Source organism: Zobellia sp. 1_MG-2023 (assembly GCF_030549125.1).
Classification (GTDB): Bacteria; Bacteroidota; Bacteroidia; order Flavobacteriales; family Flavobacteriaceae; genus Zobellia; species Zobellia russellii.
Map to the genome: position 1 here is coordinate 207466 of NZ_JAUOSY010000003.1, position 18623 is coordinate 226088.

At 39.8% G+C, this 18623-nt stretch carries 14 protein-coding genes; 7 read left to right on the forward strand and 7 right to left on the reverse strand.

The features are described from left to right. Positions 1-69 precede the first annotated feature (69 nt). The 7 genes from Q4597_RS08270 to Q4597_RS08300 all read left to right on the forward strand — a co-directional run bounded on the left by Q4597_RS08270 (position 70) and on the right by Q4597_RS08300 (position 7719). Positions 70-1086 (forward strand): zinc-binding alcohol dehydrogenase family protein, encoded by a 1017-nt coding sequence (locus Q4597_RS08270; protein ID WP_303405767.1) that lies wholly within the window; start codon positions 70-72, stop codon positions 1084-1086. Positions 1087-1133: 47 nt separating this feature from the next. After that, on the forward strand, positions 1134-2786 hold the full coding sequence (locus Q4597_RS08275; protein WP_303405768.1) for a UxaA family hydrolase: 1653 nt from the start codon (positions 1134-1136) through the stop codon (positions 2784-2786). A gap of 39 nt (positions 2787-2825) precedes the next feature. Next, on the forward strand, positions 2826-4274 hold the full coding sequence (locus Q4597_RS08280) for a tagaturonate reductase (protein WP_303405770.1): 1449 nt from the start codon (positions 2826-2828) through the stop codon (positions 4272-4274). Between the two features lie 22 nt (positions 4275-4296). Then, positions 4297-5124, forward strand: a complete 828-nt coding sequence (locus Q4597_RS08285; protein ID WP_303405771.1) for an amidohydrolase — start codon at positions 4297-4299, stop codon at positions 5122-5124. Positions 5125-5211: 87 nt separating this feature from the next. Continuing rightward, entirely contained in the window at positions 5212-6006 is a 795-nt protein-coding gene (locus Q4597_RS08290; protein ID WP_215439211.1) for an SDR family oxidoreductase, read from the forward strand. A gap of 25 nt (positions 6007-6031) precedes the next feature. Continuing rightward, on the forward strand, positions 6032-7378 hold the full coding sequence (gene fucP, locus Q4597_RS08295) for an L-fucose:H+ symporter permease (RefSeq protein WP_303405774.1): 1347 nt from the start codon (positions 6032-6034) through the stop codon (positions 7376-7378). Beyond that, positions 7378-7719, forward strand: a complete 342-nt coding sequence (locus Q4597_RS08300; RefSeq protein ID WP_215439207.1) for an L-rhamnose mutarotase — start codon at positions 7378-7380, stop codon at positions 7717-7719. The genes fucP and Q4597_RS08300 overlap by 1 nt, the downstream gene beginning before the upstream one ends. A gap of 40 nt (positions 7720-7759) precedes the next feature. Here the strand turns inward: Q4597_RS08300 and Q4597_RS08305 are convergent, their stop codons facing one another. From Q4597_RS08305 to Q4597_RS08335, 7 genes are all read right to left on the reverse strand, one after another. Beyond that, positions 7760-8479: a 3-ketoacyl-ACP reductase gene (locus Q4597_RS08305; protein ID WP_303405776.1), complete on the reverse strand. Its 720-nt coding sequence runs from the start codon at positions 8477-8479 to the stop codon at positions 7760-7762. 22 nt (positions 8480-8501) lie between these two features. Then, positions 8502-10037: a Dabb family protein gene (locus Q4597_RS08310; protein ID WP_303405778.1), complete on the reverse strand. Its 1536-nt coding sequence runs from the start codon at positions 10035-10037 to the stop codon at positions 8502-8504. A gap of 7 nt (positions 10038-10044) precedes the next feature. Then, the gene (locus Q4597_RS08315; protein ID WP_408065832.1) at positions 10045-10536 is read right to left on the reverse strand and encodes a GlcG/HbpS family heme-binding protein; all 492 of its coding nucleotides are present in this window, start codon (positions 10534-10536) and stop codon (positions 10045-10047) included. A gap of 196 nt (positions 10537-10732) precedes the next feature. Beyond that, complete coding sequence (locus tag Q4597_RS08320; protein ID WP_303405780.1) at positions 10733-12412, reverse strand: sulfatase; 1680 nt, start codon at positions 12410-12412, stop codon at positions 10733-10735. A gap of 151 nt (positions 12413-12563) precedes the next feature. Continuing rightward, on the reverse strand, positions 12564-13667 hold the full coding sequence (locus tag Q4597_RS08325; protein ID WP_303405781.1) for a 6-bladed beta-propeller: 1104 nt from the start codon (positions 13665-13667) through the stop codon (positions 12564-12566). A gap of 64 nt (positions 13668-13731) precedes the next feature. Further along, positions 13732-15246 (reverse strand): DUF1501 domain-containing protein, encoded by a 1515-nt coding sequence (locus Q4597_RS08330; protein ID WP_303405783.1) that lies wholly within the window; start codon positions 15244-15246, stop codon positions 13732-13734. Positions 15247-15271: 25 nt separating this feature from the next. Continuing rightward, positions 15272-18520 carry a DUF1553 domain-containing protein gene (locus Q4597_RS08335; RefSeq protein ID WP_303405785.1) on the reverse strand — a complete coding sequence of 1083 codons (3249 nt, stop codon included), beginning with the start codon at positions 18518-18520 and terminating at the stop codon, positions 15272-15274. Between the last annotated feature and the right edge of the window lie 103 nt (positions 18521-18623).

Here is an 18623-nt window from a genome sequence, read left to right on the forward strand (position 1 = left end):
CAAAAACTGGATAGTATTAAGAGAAGTAACTTGTTTTCATATAAATGTGACCAAAAACAAATTAAACACATGAAATATATTGTATGCGAGAAGCCGGGAGAGTTCATTCTTAAAGAGAAAAATGAACCAACAAGAAAAGCCGGTGAAGCTATATTAAAAGTTAAAAAAGTGGGTATCTGCGGAACGGACTTACATGCCTATGCTGGTAATCAAGCCTTTTTCACCTATCCAAGAATCCTTGGTCATGAACTAGCTACTCAAGTTGTAGAAATAGATGAGAATCCTCAAGGTATTAAAGCGGGAGACAATGTTGTGGTTATGCCTTATGTAAGTTGTGGTACATGTATTGCCTGTAGAAACGGTAAAACCAATTGTTGTACCAACATTAAGGTACTAGGGGTTCATACAGATGGTGGCATGCAAGAAAAAATTACGGTTCCTACCAACTTGCTTATACCTGCACAACAATTAACAGATGACCAAATGGCCGTGGTTGAACCGCTGGCTATTGGAGCACACGCTATACGCCGCGCCAATGTTCAACCTGGTGAAACCATTGTGGTAGTAGGTTGTGGCCCTATTGGTATAGGTATCATGAAATTGGCACAAATTGCCGGGGCAAAAGTAATTGCCATAGACATGAACCAACAACGTTTGGACTATGCTAAAAACGACATTGGTGTTGATTATGTGGTTTTAGGAGGAAAAGACGCTGTAGAACAAGTATCTGAAATTACCAATGGTGATTTAGCTACTGCGGTTTTTGATGCTACGGGTCACAAAGGAGCTCTTGAAGCAGGCCCGGATTATATGTCACATGGTGGAAGATACGTTTTAGTTGGCCTTTCTAAAGGAGAACTGGTATTTACGCACCCTAAGATCCATGCCAAGGAAACAACTATTATGTGTAGTAGAAATGCTACTTTGGAAGATTTTGAACATGTTATTTCCGTTTTGGAAAAAGGCGAGTTTCCAATAGACTCCTTCATTACCCATAATGTCCCTTATACAGAAATGATTGCCAACTTTGATGGCTGGTTAGACCCAGCTAACGGAGTTATCAAGGCTACTGTTGATTTTGAATAGACGTTCACCAACCAAACCATTAAGCACAGACAAAAGTAAAGAACACTATGTCCAAGCAATTTTTGCAAATTCATCCAGAAGATAACGTTCTGGCAGCCCTTACCGATATTCCTAAAGGTTCTGATATTGTTCATAACAATGACAGCTTTCAGGTAATCCTGAACGTAAAGGCAAAACATAAATTCACTACTACCCAGCTAAATGTTGGGGACCCTATTATTATGTACGGTTCATTAGTGGGCAAGGCCACTAAACTAATTGCCAAGGGAGAGACCATTACTACCGAAAATGTAGTACATGCATCTTCCGAGTATGCCGTTGGTCAAGAGAAGTTGAGCTGGACCGCACCTGACGTAACTAAATGGAAAGACGTAACTTTTAATGGATACCATAGAACGGATGGTAAAGTTGGCACGGCCAATCATTGGTTGGTAATTCCTTTGGTTTTCTGTGAGAACAGAAACGTAGACGTAATGAAATCCGCTCTTTTAAAATCCTTGGGCTACCATACCACAACGGATTTTGTAGTAGATACTGAAGTACTTGTCAATCACTATAAAAATGGTGCTTCCGATGATGAACTTTTATCTTCGGATATTATTAAAACCCCCGAAGAAATCAAACAAAACCGCACTTTCCCGAATGTGGACGGTATTAAGTTCCTGAACCATGACGGCGGTTGCGGTGGTATTCGCCAAGATTCGGAAACCCTTTGTAATCTTTTGGCAGGTTACATTACCCACCCAAATACGGCAGGTGCTACTATTCTTAGTTTGGGTTGCCAAAATGCTCAGTTCAAATTATTGGAAGCGGCCATAGCCAAGCTTGACCCTAATTTTAACAAGCCACTTTACATACTTGAACAACAAAAGAGTTCCGGAGAGCGTCAATTTATTGAAGAGGCGGTTAAAAAGACCTTTGTGGGGCTCATTGAAGCCAATAAAATAGAAAGAAAACCAGCACCACTTACCAAACTCGTTCTAGGTTTGGAATGTGGTGGTTCAGATGGTTTCTCCGGAATATCCGCAAATCCATCATTGGGCTACGCATCGGATTTATTAGTGGCGCTGGGTGCCACTACGGTACTTTCGGAATTTCCTGAGCTTAACGGTGTTGAGCAAGAACTCATCAACCGTTGCGAAACTGAAGAAAATGCAACCAAATTCGCAAAACTTATGCGCGCCTATTCAGACAAGGCAGTTTCTGTTGGGTCTGGATTTGAGAATAATCCATCACCTGGAAATATAAAAGACGGACTTATTACAGATGCGATGAAATCTGCCGGTGCTGCCAAAAAAGGGGGCACAAGCCCCGTAACCGATGTACTGGATTATACGGAGCCGGTTAGAAAAAAAGGACTGAACCTTTTATGTACGCCCGGAAATGATGTAGAGAGTACTACCGGTCTTGCCGGATCGGGATGTAACGTAATCTGTTTTACAACAGGTTTAGGAACTCCTACCGGAAACCCTATTGCACCGGTCATTAAACTATCTAGCAACAATACGCTTAGTAGTCGCATGAAAGATATCATAGACTTTAATACCGGAACGGTAATTACGGGAGAGGATACTATTGAGACAAAAGGCGAAGAGTTATTGGAATACATTATTAAAGTAGCCAGCGGAGAAGTTGTTCCTGCGGCCGTACGTTTGGGCCAGGAAGACTTTATCCCTTGGAAAAGAGGTATATCACTTTAAATATCTCAACTAAATTTTAACTTGACAAACAGCTATTTAATGCAGATTTTAAATCATACAACCGTACCAAACAGAGTGCAACGCCCTTTAAAGGTAATGCAGTTTGGCGGCGGAAACTTTTTACGTGCCTTTGTAGATTGGATGGTACACGTACTTAACCAAGAAACTGATTTTAACGGTGACATTGCTATAATAAAACCAACAGCTGGTGGAGATTATGCCGAACTAAAAGAACAAGACGGTCTGTTTACCGTTGTTCTTGACGGAATAAAAAACGGAGAACTCGTTGCCGAAAAAACATTGGTTACAGAGGTTCAGCAAGTGATTCATTCTTATAATGAATGGGCTACCTATCTTAAATTGGCCGAAACCGAAGACTTACGTTTTATTGTCTCCAACACTACGGAAGCAGGTATTAAATTTAATGCCGAGGATAAGTTTAATGGGGAGCCGCCAAAGGAGTTTCCCGCTAAACTAACGATATGGCTTTACCACCGTTACAAACACTTTAAAGCAGATATTTCCAAAGGATGTATTCTGCTTCCTTGTGAGCTTATAGAGGACAATGGCACCGCTCTTCAACAGACGGTTTTGCAATACGTAGATCATTGGGGGCTAGAAGAAGGTTTTAAAAACTGGATCCTGACGGCCAATCATTTTTGCAGCACATTGGTAGACCGTATTGTTTCGGGATATCCATCTGACCGGGCAAATGAAATTGGACAAGAACTAGGTTATAAAGATGAACTTTTAGTTGCAGGCGAGTATTACCATAGCTGGGTAATTCAAGCTAACGAAACAGTTCAAAAAGAACTTCCGTTCGCTCAAACCGATCTTAATGTGGAGTTTGTAAACGACCTTGCCCCCTACCGTGAGATGAAAGTGCGCATTTTAAACGGGGCACACACATCTATGGTTCCTGTAGGCTATTTGGCGGGCATCCGTTTTGTAAAAGAAGCCATGGAAAATAAAGAGGTAAGCCATTTTGTAGAAAGTCTTCTTTTAGAGGAAGCTGCAAAAACACTGGATTTTCCAGATGACGTAAAAAACAAATTTGTAGCGGACGTACTTGATCGTTTTAGAAACCCACTTTTAAAGCATCAACTCATTAGTATATCCTTAAACAGTACTTCTAAGTTTGTAGCGCGCCTATTACCTACCCTAAAGGACTACAACAATGCGCAAGGCAAATTACCCAAACGTATTGTATTTGGTCTTTCGGCTATGCTTCGGTTTTATAAAGGGGAATTCAATGGAGAGTCTATTGCTCTTAATGATGACAAACAAGTACTTCAATTTTTTGCTTCCGAATGGCAAAAAGTAGATGATGGTCCCTCTAGCTTGAGCACATTTACGAACAATGTACTTAAGAACGCCTCCATTTGGGGAGAAGACCTAACGCAGATTAACGGACTAGAAAATAGCGTTTCGAGAAATATTGAGGGTATTGAAACAGAAGGAGTTGCTGCTTGTCTGAATAAACTATAATTGAAGTTCTAAAAAAAGAAAAATGACAATAGATAGTCACCAGCATTTTTGGCACTATGAGCCGGTTAAACATTCTTGGATAGATGATAACATGGCAGCTATTCGGAAAGATTTTCTTCCCAACGACCTCAAGAAGGTATACGAAGAGAATTCAATTGATGGTTGTGTAGCCGTGCAAGCGGACCAAACTCTGGTAGAAACCGATTTTTTATTGGATCTGGCCAAGCAGAATAATTTCATTAAAGGTGTTGTTGGTTGGGCAGATCTAAGATCCGAAACTATTGATTCCGTATTGGAAAAATATAGTACCGATAAAAATCTTAAAGGGTGGAGACACGTAGTACAAGGTGAAGCCGATCATAACTTCTTGTTACGACCAGATTTTTTAAGAGGGATTTCCAAACTTGAAAAATATGACCATACGTATGATATTTTGGTTTTTCCGCATCAGCTAGGCTCTGTTCTAGAGTTTGTAAAAAAATTTCCTAATCAAAGATTTGTTATTGACCATATAGCCAAACCCTACATTAAAGATGGTTTTTACGACGGATGGGCCGCTTTGATGAAAGAAATAGGAAAACAGGAAAACGTGTACTGTAAACTCTCCGGGATGATTACCGAAGCAGATTATAAATTATGGACTTCAGAACAACTACAACCGTACATGCACCTTGTTCTAGAGTCTTTTGGCAGTGAACGCATCATGTTCGGGTCTGATTGGCCCGTTTGCCTCGTAGCTGGAAATTACGGTCAAGTAAAAAGCATTGTAACCCATTTTATTGCAACGCTTAGCAGCCAAGACCAAGAGATGATCATGGGGGGAAATGCTGAGGCATTCTATAATCTATAAACAAATTATGCAGGGCAAAATGAGATAGTTTTCAATTACTGAAACATCTCAAATTATACTCTGAGCAATTTATAAAACAATAAAACAATGGATTTAAATTTAAAGGATAAGGTAGTTGTAATTAGCGGAGCTGCCGGAAAAGAAGGCAGTATTGGCGAAACCATATTGCAGCGTTTAGCCGAAGAAGGAGCCATACCGGCCGTAATTGACCGTAATGCCCGAGGTTTTGGGTATGTTGAGAAAATTCAAGAGAAAGGAATAGATGCCATTTTCTGTCAAACTGATGTAACCGATCCCGTCCAGATTGAAAACGCCGTTTCTACCATTGTAAAAAAGTATGGTCGTATAGATGTTGTCATTAATAACGTAGGTGTAAATGACGGAGTTGGGCTTGATGCCACTTACGAAGAGTTTATGGATTCGTTAAAGCTGAATATGGTAAGTTATTTTCTTATCGTTAAGCACGCGTTGCCTTCATTAATAGCGTCTAAAGGAAACATACTGAACATTGGCTCTAAAGTAGCCCTTACCGGTCAAGGTAGGACTTCTGGTTATGCCGCTTCCAAAGGTGGAGTTCTTGGTCTAACCCGTGAATGGGCGGTTGATTTAATAAAACATGATATTCGTTCCAACGCCATTATAATTGCCGAAAGTTGGACTCCGTCGTATGATACTTGGATTCGCACGCTGCCTAATGGAGAAGAAAAACTTCAGTCTATTGTAAAGAAAATTCCTTTAGAAAATAGAATGACCAGCACCAACGAAATAGCGGATACTTGCTTGTTCACTATCTCAAACAGGTCATCTCACACTACCGGTCAGTTTATTTTTGTAGATGGTGGCTATGTGCATTTAGACCGTTCACTACTTACCGAAGATTAAACGCAACCAACTTAAAAATATACCAATGACAAAGAACACCAAAACACCCGTAGTTCCTAAGAATTTGCTCGTTCCCTTTATTGCTGCAACCTCAATTTTTGCACTATGGGGCTTTGCCAACGATTTAACAAACCCCATGGTGGCGGCCTTTAAAAAGGTTATGATTCTTTCAAACGAAGAAGCTTACAACGTACAGTTCGCATTTTACTTTGGGTATGGTGTTATGGCAATTCCAGCCGCATTGTTTATCCGTAAGTTTAGTTATAAATCCGGATTATTACTTGGTCTGGCCCTTTATGCGCTTGGAGCTATCCTTTTCTATCCTGCAGCAGAAAATGGTTCGTACACGTATTTTCTAATTTCATTGTTTGTCATCACTTGCGGATTGGGCTTTTTGGAAACCACTTCAAACCCACTTATTCTTTCCATGGGAGACAAAGAAACTGCTACCCAACGATTAAACCTGGCGCAGTCTTTTAACCCAATCGGTTCACTTACGGGTATGCTGATCGCCAAATTTGTTGTTTTGGATAGAATCCTTTCCGCAGATTATGCAGACAGTTCTGAAATTGTCGCTTTAGGTACCGAAAAGGCCGCTGAAATAAAGGCCTTTGATCTTAATGTAATTAGCGGCCCCTACATAGCGGTTGGTATCTTTGTAGCTTTAGTTTTTCTTGTCATTTGGAAAACTAAAATTCCGGCAATGGTCATGGGAGACCATTTATCCATTAAAGAATCTTTAGACAGAATTTTTAAAAGTAAGACCTTTCTATTGGGGGTCATTGCACAGATGTTTTACGTAGGAGCACAGATTATGTGTTGGACGGCCATTTTTCAATTGGTAGAATATCTTAACGAATCGCAGAGTTTAGGAGTTGATGCCACTTGGTGGAACATAACCGCTATGGTATCTTTTGTAACCACCCGTTTTATAGGAACTGCTTTGATGAAAAAAATAAACCCGGCAAAAATGTTGGCTTATTTTGGTATTGCGGCTGCCCTTATGTGTGGCGGTATTATCATGTCTACCGGTATCATTAGTTTGGTATTCTTGGTTTTCGTTTCTGTATTCATGTCTATTATGTTCCCAACAATATATGGACTTGCACTTAAAGATATGGGCGAGGAAGCCAAATTGGCCTCATCCGGACTTATTATGGCTATTGTAGGAGGTGCCTTTTTACCAAAGCTACAAGCCAGTATAATGGACTTTGGTGATACTGTAAATGGACAGGAAGTTTTTGGTGATAAAATAGCCGGAAACATTGCCGAAATTCATTTTTCTTTCCTGTTACCAATGATATGTCTTCTATTTGTAGCTTTCTACGGTATGTACGCCTATAAAGTAACCAAAACTAAAATTGCAGCATAATGAAAACTACCAGATATTGCTATTCATGTGACCTTAAGGATGACCCAAAGCTTATTGCGGAATACAAAGAGTATCATGCAGAAGGTAATGCTAGGCCCGCTATAACCAAAAGTATAAAAGATGCCGGTATCGTGGATATGCAAATTTTCTTGACAGGAAACCGCATGTTCATGATTATGGAAGTTAATGAAACTTTTGACCCTGAAAAGAAAGCTGAGATGGACGCCAACAATCCTGCAGTACAGGAATGGGAACAACTTATGTGGAAATACCAGCAAGAGCTTCCTTGGGCCAAAAACGGTGAGAAATGGATAGCCTTAGAAAAGATTTTTCAATTATAGTAAATTAAAAAAAGCTACTCTTTGAGTAGCTTTTTACTTTTTAAGGATTTGTAGACCACAATGCGGCAGATTTTAACATCGCCCTACGTGGTAATTTTAAACCCGATACAATGAGTTCCGCAAAATCTTGAGGTTGTAAGATATTCTCTTCGCTCCCTTTTTGTGCAAATCCGAGATCAATGGTCATATCTGATTCAATAGTACTTGGTGTCATGGTGATTACACGTACATTGTGCTTTCTCACTTCTTTCATCAAGGATTCTGACATACCGATGACCGCAAATTTTGATGCCGAATATGCCGAAACATTTGGATTACCATTAAGACCGGCGGTAGAAGAAATATTGACAATATCCCCCTCACTACGTGCTACCATTTGGGGTAAAACTTCTTTAGTAACATAATACGTACCCATTAGATTGGTTTGTATCATTTGTTCCCAGTCGTTCACTGGCATGTCTAAAAAAGAACCAACACCTGCAATACCTGCATTGTTTATGAGAATATCTATGTGTTCCATAGTGCCCATGATAGTTTTTATACCTCGTTTTACAGCCTCGTAATTCCCTACATCAAAAACAGCATAGGTAGCTTTTACCCCTAATGCTTCTATTTCTTTTACGGTTATTTTTAGCGTTGCTTCGTTTCTTCCGGTTATGGCAACGGCTACCCCTTCCTTAGCTAATGCCAAAGCGGTAGCTTTTCCTAATCCCCTGCTACCTCCTGTAATAAGGGCTGTTTTTGTATTTAAGTTTTCCATCAATCTAAATTTTAAACCTTTTTTATTGTTTCGCTGTCCAGTAATCCACCACTAAAACGCCACCGATTATAGGGCCTACCTTTTTAACCAAGTCTAAATGGGTTTTATGGAACAGGTATTTTTCTCGTCCATGCTCATCATTAAACGTAAGAATAAAAGTATGGGTAAATCCATCACTATGACCTTCCGTGCTATCATTCTCTCCCCATTCAATAGAAACAATTTCAGGAATGGTTTTCTCCAGATCTAAAAAAGTCTGTACGGCCTCTTCTACCTGTTTTGGGGTAGCCTCTTCTTTATATTTTAAATTGACAATATGGCGCAATAGCTTGCCTCCTCTATCAATTTTAGGCGCTACTTGATAACTTGCTACTTTATTAAAATCAAAACTCATAGAGCCCGCTACCAATAAGGGGTTGCCTTCGATTGTTAAACTTCTTAAACCGTAATAGATAGGAAAACCCGTTTCTAAATAATTTAAGGGCGTTAATGTACCTTGTGCATCTAATTTTACTAGCTGAACACTAGCATCATCCCGAGTACCTACCGCAAAAATGGCATAGTCTTCCTCCACAGAAACTACTTCAATACGTGTCTGTCCTCGTAGTTTGGTTAACTCATCATCCTTTAAAACAAAATGCGGAACCAAAGCGCCTTTTCTATTCACCTTGAACACACTTACCCCATCTCCGTGGTATGTAAAATCTTTGTTTTTAATGAATTTAGGGGCATAATCATAATATTTATGATGTCTATGGCCCACTACCACATAATGATTGCCTCCAAGTGTTGCACCAGTCACTGGATACGCTCCTGTTAGGTAGCGGTCTGTTGTATTGTCATGGATATTGTTCACATTTCTAAATGTACCATCCTCATAAACTCTAAAACTACTTACACCATTGTCCTGAAATCCGCTGGTATACAGATAGGTTTTCCCTTTTATTTTATGAACGAACATACCAATAATTCCATCGGTGTGTAACTCATCCGTATCTTTCATTGATTGAACATGGGTTAAACTTCCGTCAATATTTATTTTAAAAGAACTTAACCCCGGGGTTTCTCTTTCTAAACCACCTGCGAACAAAAAAGATGCATTCTTCATGTGAACAACCTGTAGGGTGATACCAACCGCAAGATGAGTATCTTCAGTATCTTCTATCATAGCGGCACGTTCCAAAGAACCGCTTTCTAAAATTCTAAAGGTTTCTACTACATTACCAAATTTGTTGGCTACAAAAAGAAAATCGTTTCCACCAATATTGTCAGCAACCATGCCCCTGGCCGGCCCTTTTTGCTTATACAATTCGTGATTGCTCACAGGCGTAAGTATGCCATCTGCATCAATTTGATAGACATCTACATTACCAGCACCTCCAGCATACACATAATGCTTTCCGTTCTTCTCATAACTGGTAATAGAAACCGTATTTTTTCCAGAAATATCTTTAAAATCTTTACGATACAACATAGGGTCGCTTAAATCTTGGGCCGTAATTATGCCACAGCCTAAGATTGCAATAGCTTGTAAAAAAATATTAGTAATAGTTCTCATCAGTATTTTAGTTTTCAGTTAAAAGGAAATCTGCGCCTGCGTTAGCAATAATTCTATCTTCTTCTATGGTGCCGCCACTTACACCAATGGCGCCAATTATTTTACCGTCTTTATTTTTAATGGGTACACCTCCGGGAAAGGTAATAAGGCCATTATTACTAAGTTCAATGTTATAAATGATGCCTCCCGGCTGGGTTAATTCGCCCAACTTGCCCGTATCAATATCAAAATAGCGAGCGGTTTTGGCTTTTTTTATGGCGACATCTATACTGCCTAAGTAGGAATTATCCATTCTTACGAAAGACTTTAGATTCGCACCTGCATCTACCACCGCTATATTGACCAAAACATTCATTTCTTCCGCTTTTTTCTTAGCAGCTTGTAAAGAATTTAAAGCCTGTTCTGTGCTAACATCATACGGGTTTTGTGCTTTTAGTTGAACTACGGATACCATTAAAAAGAAGAGTGTCACATAAATTTTAATCGATTTGTAAAACATGATTTAGTAGTTAAAGATTAATACTTACAAAAATCAAAAACCTCTGTTACAAAAAAGTTGAACTAGTTCAACTGTCCCAAAATTTTTTAACCGAATTGCTCCTCTCAGAAACATTATTCAATAAAAAAAGCTGCTATCCTTATAAATTGGATAGCAGCTGATTTTTCTCTATTTTAGGGTTCAAGAAAAGCCCTATTTAGTCGTTCCAGTGGGCATCAATAACTTTTTGAATATGAGGATATTTCTCATCCGTTTCGTTCAAGTCCTCACGAAGTCTAAGTAATTCTTTCTTTAAATCTGCAATGGTCTCCGCATAGGCTGGATCTGCATAGGCGTTGTTCATTTCTTTGGGATCTTTCTTTAAGTCATAAAATTCCCAACCCGCAGGGGTATCGGTATCAAAATCATTGCCCCAGTTTTCCTTATCCCATTCCGCATTAGGGTCTGTGGTATCTACATAATATTTTCCATAGAAAAATATTAATTTATAATCTTTGGTGCGTACTCCAAAATGTGCCGGATTTTGATGACGATGCGCCATGTGCATCCAATACCTGTAATAGGTAGATTTTTGCCAATCTTCTGGTTCCTCTCCTGTTTCTAAGATGGTTTTAAAACTTTTCCCTTGCATATAATCAGGAGTGCTTCCTCCGGCCAATTCAATTAGCGTTGGAGCAAAATCCGTATTATTGATGATTGCATCGGTACGGGTTCCCGCTTTAATTTTTTCTGGATAACGCACAAAGAACGGCATACGCATAGACTCCTCGTACATCCATCTTTTATCAATAAAGTCATGTTCTCCCAACATAAATCCTTGGTCACCGGTGTAAACAATAATAGTATTATCCATTAGACCTTCGGCCTCTAAATAATCCATTAAGCGCTTTACATTATCATCTACTCCTTTTACACAACGTAAATATTTCTTTACGTAGTCTTGGTATACTTTACTCGTGTATTTTCTTTCTTCATCATCCATTTCCCACTTTACATACTCTTCAGGCCTAATTTTATCCGCATCGCGGTATGAACGGTGAATTGAACTATCCACATAAATATTCATAGCCTGATTACGGATCAAGTTTCTATGTGACACGGATGAACCAATAATTCTGGTTAAAGAATCATTCTTTCCTCTTGTGGCAACAGAACCGTTGTTTCCTCTTTCGTAAAGACTCTCCGGCTCAGGAATAAATGTATCGGCCAAATACTCTTCGTAACGCGGTGCATTTTCAAAATCGTCATGCGGAGCCTTAAATTGATGCACTAGAAAGAAAGGTTTGTTAGGGTCTCTTTCGTTCTTTAACCAATCTAAAGAAATATCGGTAACCATATCTGATGAGTGACCTTTGGTCTGAACCGTATTCTTAGGCCATGGCTGATCACCACGAACCCTAAACTCAGGATCAAAATATTTTCCTTGCCCCGGTAAAACTTTATAATAATCAAAAGCCGCAGGCTCTTCTTTTAAGTGCCATTTACCCACTACAGCCGTCTGGTACCCCAACTTTTTCATTTCTATTGGTAAAAACTGGCGTGCCGGCTCTATACGACCATCTAAATCCAGAACCCCGTTCAATTGAGAATTTTGTCCGGTGATAATCGCGGCGCGACTGGGCGTACATATAGAATTACTAACAAAGCAATTGTCAAAAATCATCCCTTCATTGGCAATTTTATCTAGAGTTGGCGTAGGGTTTAACTTAGCCAAGCGGCTTCCATAGATACCAAAACCTTGAGTGGTATGGTCATCTGCCATAATGTAGATGATGTTCGGTTTTTTTTCGGTAATTACTGCCTTTTCCTCTTTACAGGACGAAAACACAATTAGTAGCAACAGTGCATACAGTACATTGTTTTTTTTGCTGCGCATTTAACTTTTGAATTTAGTTTATAAGTGTTTGATCGAAGTCTGCAGACTTCAATTCGAAAATTACACATATTTCATAGAGGGTGCTAAAAGATATGATCATTTGATTACCACAAATGGCTTTATCCCTACGCGTAGAAAAAAAATATAGAATTTACACCCGCTCTAATTTGATTGGGGGCGTTCTGTTGGCATTCCATTGACAGACATAAAGGTTCTTATCCTCATCAACGAAAACATCATGACCGTGATTAAATATGGCATTTTCCGATTGATACATTTGTTGAAGCTTGCCATTCTTATATTCAGGCGCATCTCCCCCAGGATTGGAAACTACTTTATTACTACCATCCATAATGGTCACAAACCCCGAATTACTAAAGCGGTGGCCCGCCTTATTTTCTGACCAACACACCCCAGCATAGATATTATCATCGTCTAGTACAGGTCTACATACATAGGCCCCGGGCAACTCTACGGTTTTAATAAACTTACCATCAAGCGTAAAAAATTTAAAGCTCATGTCCGAACGTGATGTAACCACAAGTACCGGGTTTTGTTTATCACGATAGTCTACCGCCACACCGTGGGCATTATGCAAATCATAGTTTTTATCGCTGTTATCGTGACCTCCCCATTTACGGATAAATTCGCCTTTAGGGCTAAACTGAAGAATAAAATCAGACCCGTAACCATCTGCTACATAGATATCGCCATTAGGGCCAATGGCAGTTTCCGTGGGTAAATACTCTTGCTCTTTGGTATATACACCAATAGTATGTGGATCGGGCAAATTAAATAAAAGCCTCCCGTCTACAGTAGTCTTACTAACAGAACCTGCTTGTTTACTCCATTTTCCGGTACGGTCTACAAACCAGCCACAGTCTACGATATACAACATATCCTCTCCCCCTTCATCATGAAGGGTTAGCCCATGCCCACCAGGATAGCGCGTACCCCAATAATCCAACAATTTTCCGGATTTATCAAAAACCAAAATATTATTATCCGTATGGTCTCCCAACATAATGAGCCTGCCTTTACTGTCCATCTGCATTTCATGACAGTTTAAAATTGGATTATGTGCAACAGACATCTGGGCCCAGTCTTTCACCACTTTGTATTTGAAATCTCCATGACCAATAATTTGGTCCTCAAGAACGGTTTTTTTTAGAATATTAAACCCGAAAGATGATGTTGTGGATAAAGCTGTGGCGCCCAAGGCGGATTTTTTTAAAAAACTCCTTCTGTTGTTCATAGGATACTGATGATTTTTATTTTGATGGTAAAATACAATGAATACTGGTCAAAAACAGGTAAATCTAGGTCAATAAATCTTTAACTACATGACCGTGAACATCCGTTAGGCGATAGCGCCTTCCTTGATGCTTAAACGTTAACCTCTCATGATCTATACCGAATAGATGCATAAGCGTAGCGTGAAAATCATGTACGTGAACAGGATCTTTGGTTACATTGTAACTAAAATCATCAGTTGCCCCATAGGTAAACCCAGGCTTCACTCCTGCTCCGGCCATCCACATGGTAAATGCTTTTGGATGGTGATCTCTACCATAATTTTCGCTCGTTAACTGACCTTGGGAATACACCGTACGTCCAAACTCTCCTCCCCAAACTACAAGGGTATCCTCAAACATACCTCTTTGCTTTAAATCCTTGATTAAGGCAGCAGTGGCCTGATCTGTTTTTTTAGATTGACTTTTTACTCCTCCTGGACAATAGTTGTGTTGGTCCCAACCTTGGTGGTACAGTTGTACAAACTTAACCCCTTTTTCAAGCAGTTTTCTTGCCATTAGGCAGTTTGCCGCATACGTACCGGGATCCCTACTATCTTTGCCGTACATATCAAAAATATATTCGGGCTCATTTGTTAGATCGGTTACCTCAGGTATGGAAGTTTGCATTTTAAAGGCCATTTCGTATTGGGCCATACGGGATTGAATTTCTGGGTCACCAAAGGCATCCGTCTGTAGGTCGTTCAAATTCTTTAAATAATCCAGCATATCCCTACGGTCATTACCATCATAATTTTCTGGATCGCTTAAATAGAGAACAGGGTCTTTACCCGACCTAAATTGTACTCCTTGGTGTTCTGTTGGCAAAAAGCCGTTCCCCCATAAACTTGCTTTTAGGGGCTGTCCTTTTCCGTTTTTAGAAACCAATGCAATAAAAGTTGGCAAGTTTTCATTGTCTGAACCTAAACCATAACTTAACCAAGAACCAATAGCAGGCCTACCTGGCAATTGATTTCCCGTTTGCATAAATGTAATGGCCGGGGTATGGTTAATTTGGTCAGTTTGCATACTTTTAATAAAACACAGATCATCTACTACTTCGGATAGGTACGGCATAGCATCGCTCACCCAAGCTCTAGACTCCCCGTACTGCTGAAACTTAAAAGTAGACGGAGCTATAGGCAGTGTACTTTGGCTACCGCTCATACCCGTAAGTCTTTGACCACTTATTACGGACGGTGGTAATTCCTGACCGAACATATTGGTAAGCTTTGGCTTATAATCGAACAGATCCATCTGAGATGGGCCTCCACTCTGAAATAAATAAATAATTCTTTTGGCCTTTGGCGCATGGTGCGGTAGACCTAATCGGTTCTTATTGTAAACCTTTAAAATCTCTTCTTCCGTACTGTTCTTACCTATACCGGCAAATGCTTTTTCTGCGCCCAGTAAACTTCCCAAAGCCATGGCACCGATACCAAGTGATGTCTTTTTAAGAAAATGTCTTCTATCCAGTTGCCTTTCGATTTTTTGTAAATCGTGGTTATTGGAAGTCAGTTTATTGTGATGATGATTACACATAGTTTCTTTTGTTTGCTGTTAACAATTATCGTTTTGTGATACTGGCATCGGCATTCATAATGGTACTTGCCACTACGGCGTTTGCAGCTATTGCCGCCTTATCATCGGTTTCGGAAATTTTAAACGCCCCGGTCTGCAACCAACCCTTGGTCTTATCTAAATTTTGATTGAACTTTTCAAATTCCTGTTCCCGTAATTGAGCAAGAACCTCAAGTTCTTGATCCGTAATACTTCTTCCTGCCAATTTCATGAAGGTTTGGGCAATACCGGTCTCTACGTCTTTGGCCTCCGCCATTTGTTTTCCTAGGACTCTTGAGGCTTCTATATAAGTAGGGTCGTTCAAAATTACCAAGGCCTGTAACGGTGTATTGGTTTTTTGCCTTCTGCTGGTACATAAATCCCTTGTAGGGGCATCAAAAGTTGAAATTGTAGGATTAGGCACCGTACGCTTCCAAATGGTATACATGCTTCTTCTGTAAAGGCCTTCTTCCCCGTCTTGAACGTAAGTATCTCCGTTTACTTTCCATAGTCCTTCTGGTTGGTACGGCTTAACACTTTCTCCTCCTATGGTCTCGTTCAACAGACCGGACGCATACAGTACATTATCTCTTAACATTTCTCCGGACAATCGTGTGGAAGGCCCTCTTGCCAACCATTTGTTCTCACCATCCCATTTTAAATGCTCCTCACTAACCACGGAACTTTGTTGATAGGTGCTGGACAACATTATGGTTTTATGCAATGCCTTAACATCCCAGCCGGACTCTACAAATTCAAGAGCCAACCAATCCAACAGTTTAGGGTGACTTGGCAATTCACCTTGATTACCAAAATCCTCAGAAGTCTTTACCAATCCTCTTCCAAAGAGATTTTGCCAATAACGGTTTACCGCTACCCTAGCCGTTAACGGATTGTCCTTATCTGTAATCCATTTGGCAAGGCCCAACCTATTTTTAGGTAAACTATCTGCCATTGGAAATATCTCCGTTGGAACATTTGGAAAAACTGAATCTGTTGGTGAATCGTAATTACCCCTATCCAAAATATAGGTCTGTCTAGGTGTTTTACGTTCTTTCATCACCATTATTTGCTTAATAGGCTCTATACTATCTACTAAGGCTTTACGATTCTCCTCCAAAACAGCAAGAGCTTCATTGTATTTTGGAGATTTATTGAACAAATAGTATTGAGCCAGCTGCTCTTTTTCTTGTTCGGTAAGTATTTCTTTTGTTTTGGCGATTAAGTTTTTAAGCCGATCTGTAGTGCTTATTTGCATTACTTCAACAGCACTCAATTCATTATCAAAAACCATTATATCATCTACAACAGCATTACCAATGCCCTTTCCTCTCCATATAGCTCCAATTCTTAAACCAGGTTCTACGGTTTCTTTATAGATATAATTGTTCATATTGTTAAAAACAATATCCTTGTACAGGTTATCAAAAGAAGTAGTGGTTTCAAGTTTTTCGCCATCCATATAAATCCCTATTCCCTTTGCCTTACTGGAACCGTCATAGGTAAGCGTAACCTGCACCCATTTTTCCTTTGGAATCTCCTTAACGGACTCTACTACCATTGAATTATCTGGCCACACATGGGCAAACAACGCTTCTAACCTGTTCTCTTTTACTTTTAAGTGGTACCCTCTAAAACTATGCAATTCAGGCCCTTGCATCTTATGAAATATAACTCCATCTTCAAGGTCCTTGGGAATAAAGACTTTTATAGAAACGCTAAAAGGCTGGTTACGTTTGTAGACTCCAATTTTATCTAGGTCCAACCACGTATCCCCATCCATAAATAGCCCTTTACCTGTAGCTCCCTCTTTAAAAACAGGTTTCTCGTTATCTACAAACTGCTGACGCATACGAATATGGTTTTTGCCATTTCCGCCAGCGGTGTTCACCAATTTTTGGTTATCAAAATTAAAAGAAGCAATCAACCCACGCGGCTTACCTTTAACCGGAATGTTCTTAAAAGAATTACCCGCCAACCACTGTTCAAACTTTTCATTTTCAGTTTTAGCGGTGCGCTCAACTTTGTCTTCGGATTCCTCAACAATTTTATCTAGATAAGCAAGCACCCCTTCCTGTTCTTCCGTGGGAAGTAACATGGCCGGAACTGGAGTAGCTAAATCCCAAGGAATCAATCCCGTCTCATCTACGTTGTTGAAAAAGCCGTACATCTCAAAATAGTTCTTTTGAGAAATAGGATCGTATTTGTGGTCGTGACACTTAGCGCAAGCATATGACAACCCCAATACTCCTTGGCTTACCGTAGCGGTTCTATCCGCAACATATTCCGATCTAAATTCTTCATCTATAATACCACCTTCCAAATTTTGAGGGTGCAACCTGTTGAAAGTAGTGGCCAGTTTTTGCTCCCGTGTGGGGTTTTCAAATAAATCTCCCGCTAATTGCCATGTGAGGAATTCATCATAGGGCATGTTTTTATTAAATGCATCTATAACCCAATCTCTCCATGGCGAGGTATCTCTATATCTATCGTTACTGTACCCATGCGTATCTGCATAACGGGCAACATCCATCCAGTCCAAAGTCATCTGTTCCCCATAATGCGGAGAAGCCAATAAACGGTCTATCTGTTTTTCAAAAGCATCCGGTGCGTCATCGTTTACAAAAGCTTCCATTTCCTCCAAAGTTGGAGGCAAGCCTGTTAGATCAATAGAAGCCCTTCTTAGCAACAGCTCCTTGCTCGCTTTTTTAGATGGAGAAACTCCTTTTTCCTCTAAATTGGCCAATACAAAATTATCTATAGGACTCTGAACGAAGTCGGTCTGTTTTACTTTTGGAACCTGATGCTTTTCCGGTTTTAAAAATGCCCAGTGATCTTTGTACTCCGCACCTTGATCTATCCACTTTACCAGCATAGCCTTTTCATAGGCCGATAAGTTTAAATTCGATGAAGGCGCAGGCATTATCGTTTCCGGATTATCTGTCAAGATTCTTTTAACCACCTCACTGTTTCCAGGGTTTCCAGGATCAATAGAGAACAACCCAGGTGTATTAATGGATTCGGCATATGCAAATTCAGGGTCGTGCAACTGTAAGCCACCCTTTATTTTTGCTTTATCCGGACCATGGCAAATAAAACATTTATCGGATAAAATAGGTTTTACATGCTGATTAAAATCTACCTTTTCCGGAAGCGTCTCATAGGCCTGTTCTACATCCTCTGGAAGGTCCGGGCCACCGCAGGAGAATAGCATCAAAGCCAAAGAAAAAATGAAATAATTTGATAATTTGAACATTCTTTATGAGAAATTTTATGTTTTCCACAAACTTAAAGTATTTGTTTTGTCAATTTCTTGCATAAATCAGGCTATGAGTTGTACAAATCCGACATTTTTAAAT

Coding starts and splice junctions, on each gene's coding strand:
- Q4597_RS08270 (WP_303405767.1), top strand. CDS start 70: ATGAAATATATTGTATGCGAGAAGCCGGGAGAGTTCATTCTTAAAGAG.
- Q4597_RS08275 (WP_303405768.1), top strand. CDS start 1,134: ATGTCCAAGCAATTTTTGCAAATTCATCCAGAAGATAACGTTCTGGCA.
- Q4597_RS08280 (WP_303405770.1), top strand. CDS start 2,826: ATGCAGATTTTAAATCATACAACCGTACCAAACAGAGTGCAACGCCCT.
- Q4597_RS08285 (WP_303405771.1), top strand. CDS start 4,297: ATGACAATAGATAGTCACCAGCATTTTTGGCACTATGAGCCGGTTAAA.
- Q4597_RS08290 (WP_215439211.1), top strand. CDS start 5,212: ATGGATTTAAATTTAAAGGATAAGGTAGTTGTAATTAGCGGAGCTGCC.
- fucP (WP_303405774.1), top strand. CDS start 6,032: ATGACAAAGAACACCAAAACACCCGTAGTTCCTAAGAATTTGCTCGTT.
- Q4597_RS08300 (WP_215439207.1), top strand. CDS start 7,378: ATGAAAACTACCAGATATTGCTATTCATGTGACCTTAAGGATGACCCA.
- Q4597_RS08305 (WP_303405776.1), bottom strand. CDS start 8,479: ATGGAAAACTTAAATACAAAAACAGCCCTTATTACAGGAGGTAGCAGG.
- Q4597_RS08310 (WP_303405778.1), bottom strand. CDS start 10,037: ATGAGAACTATTACTAATATTTTTTTACAAGCTATTGCAATCTTAGGC.
- Q4597_RS08315 (WP_408065832.1), bottom strand. CDS start 10,536: ATGTTTTACAAATCGATTAAAATTTATGTGACACTCTTCTTTTTAATG.
- Q4597_RS08320 (WP_303405780.1), bottom strand. CDS start 12,412: ATGCGCAGCAAAAAAAACAATGTACTGTATGCACTGTTGCTACTAATT.
- Q4597_RS08325 (WP_303405781.1), bottom strand. CDS start 13,667: ATGAACAACAGAAGGAGTTTTTTAAAAAAATCCGCCTTGGGCGCCACA.
- Q4597_RS08330 (WP_303405783.1), bottom strand. CDS start 15,246: ATGTGTAATCATCATCACAATAAACTGACTTCCAATAACCACGATTTA.
- Q4597_RS08335 (WP_303405785.1), bottom strand. CDS start 18,520: ATGTTCAAATTATCAAATTATTTCATTTTTTCTTTGGCTTTGATGCTA.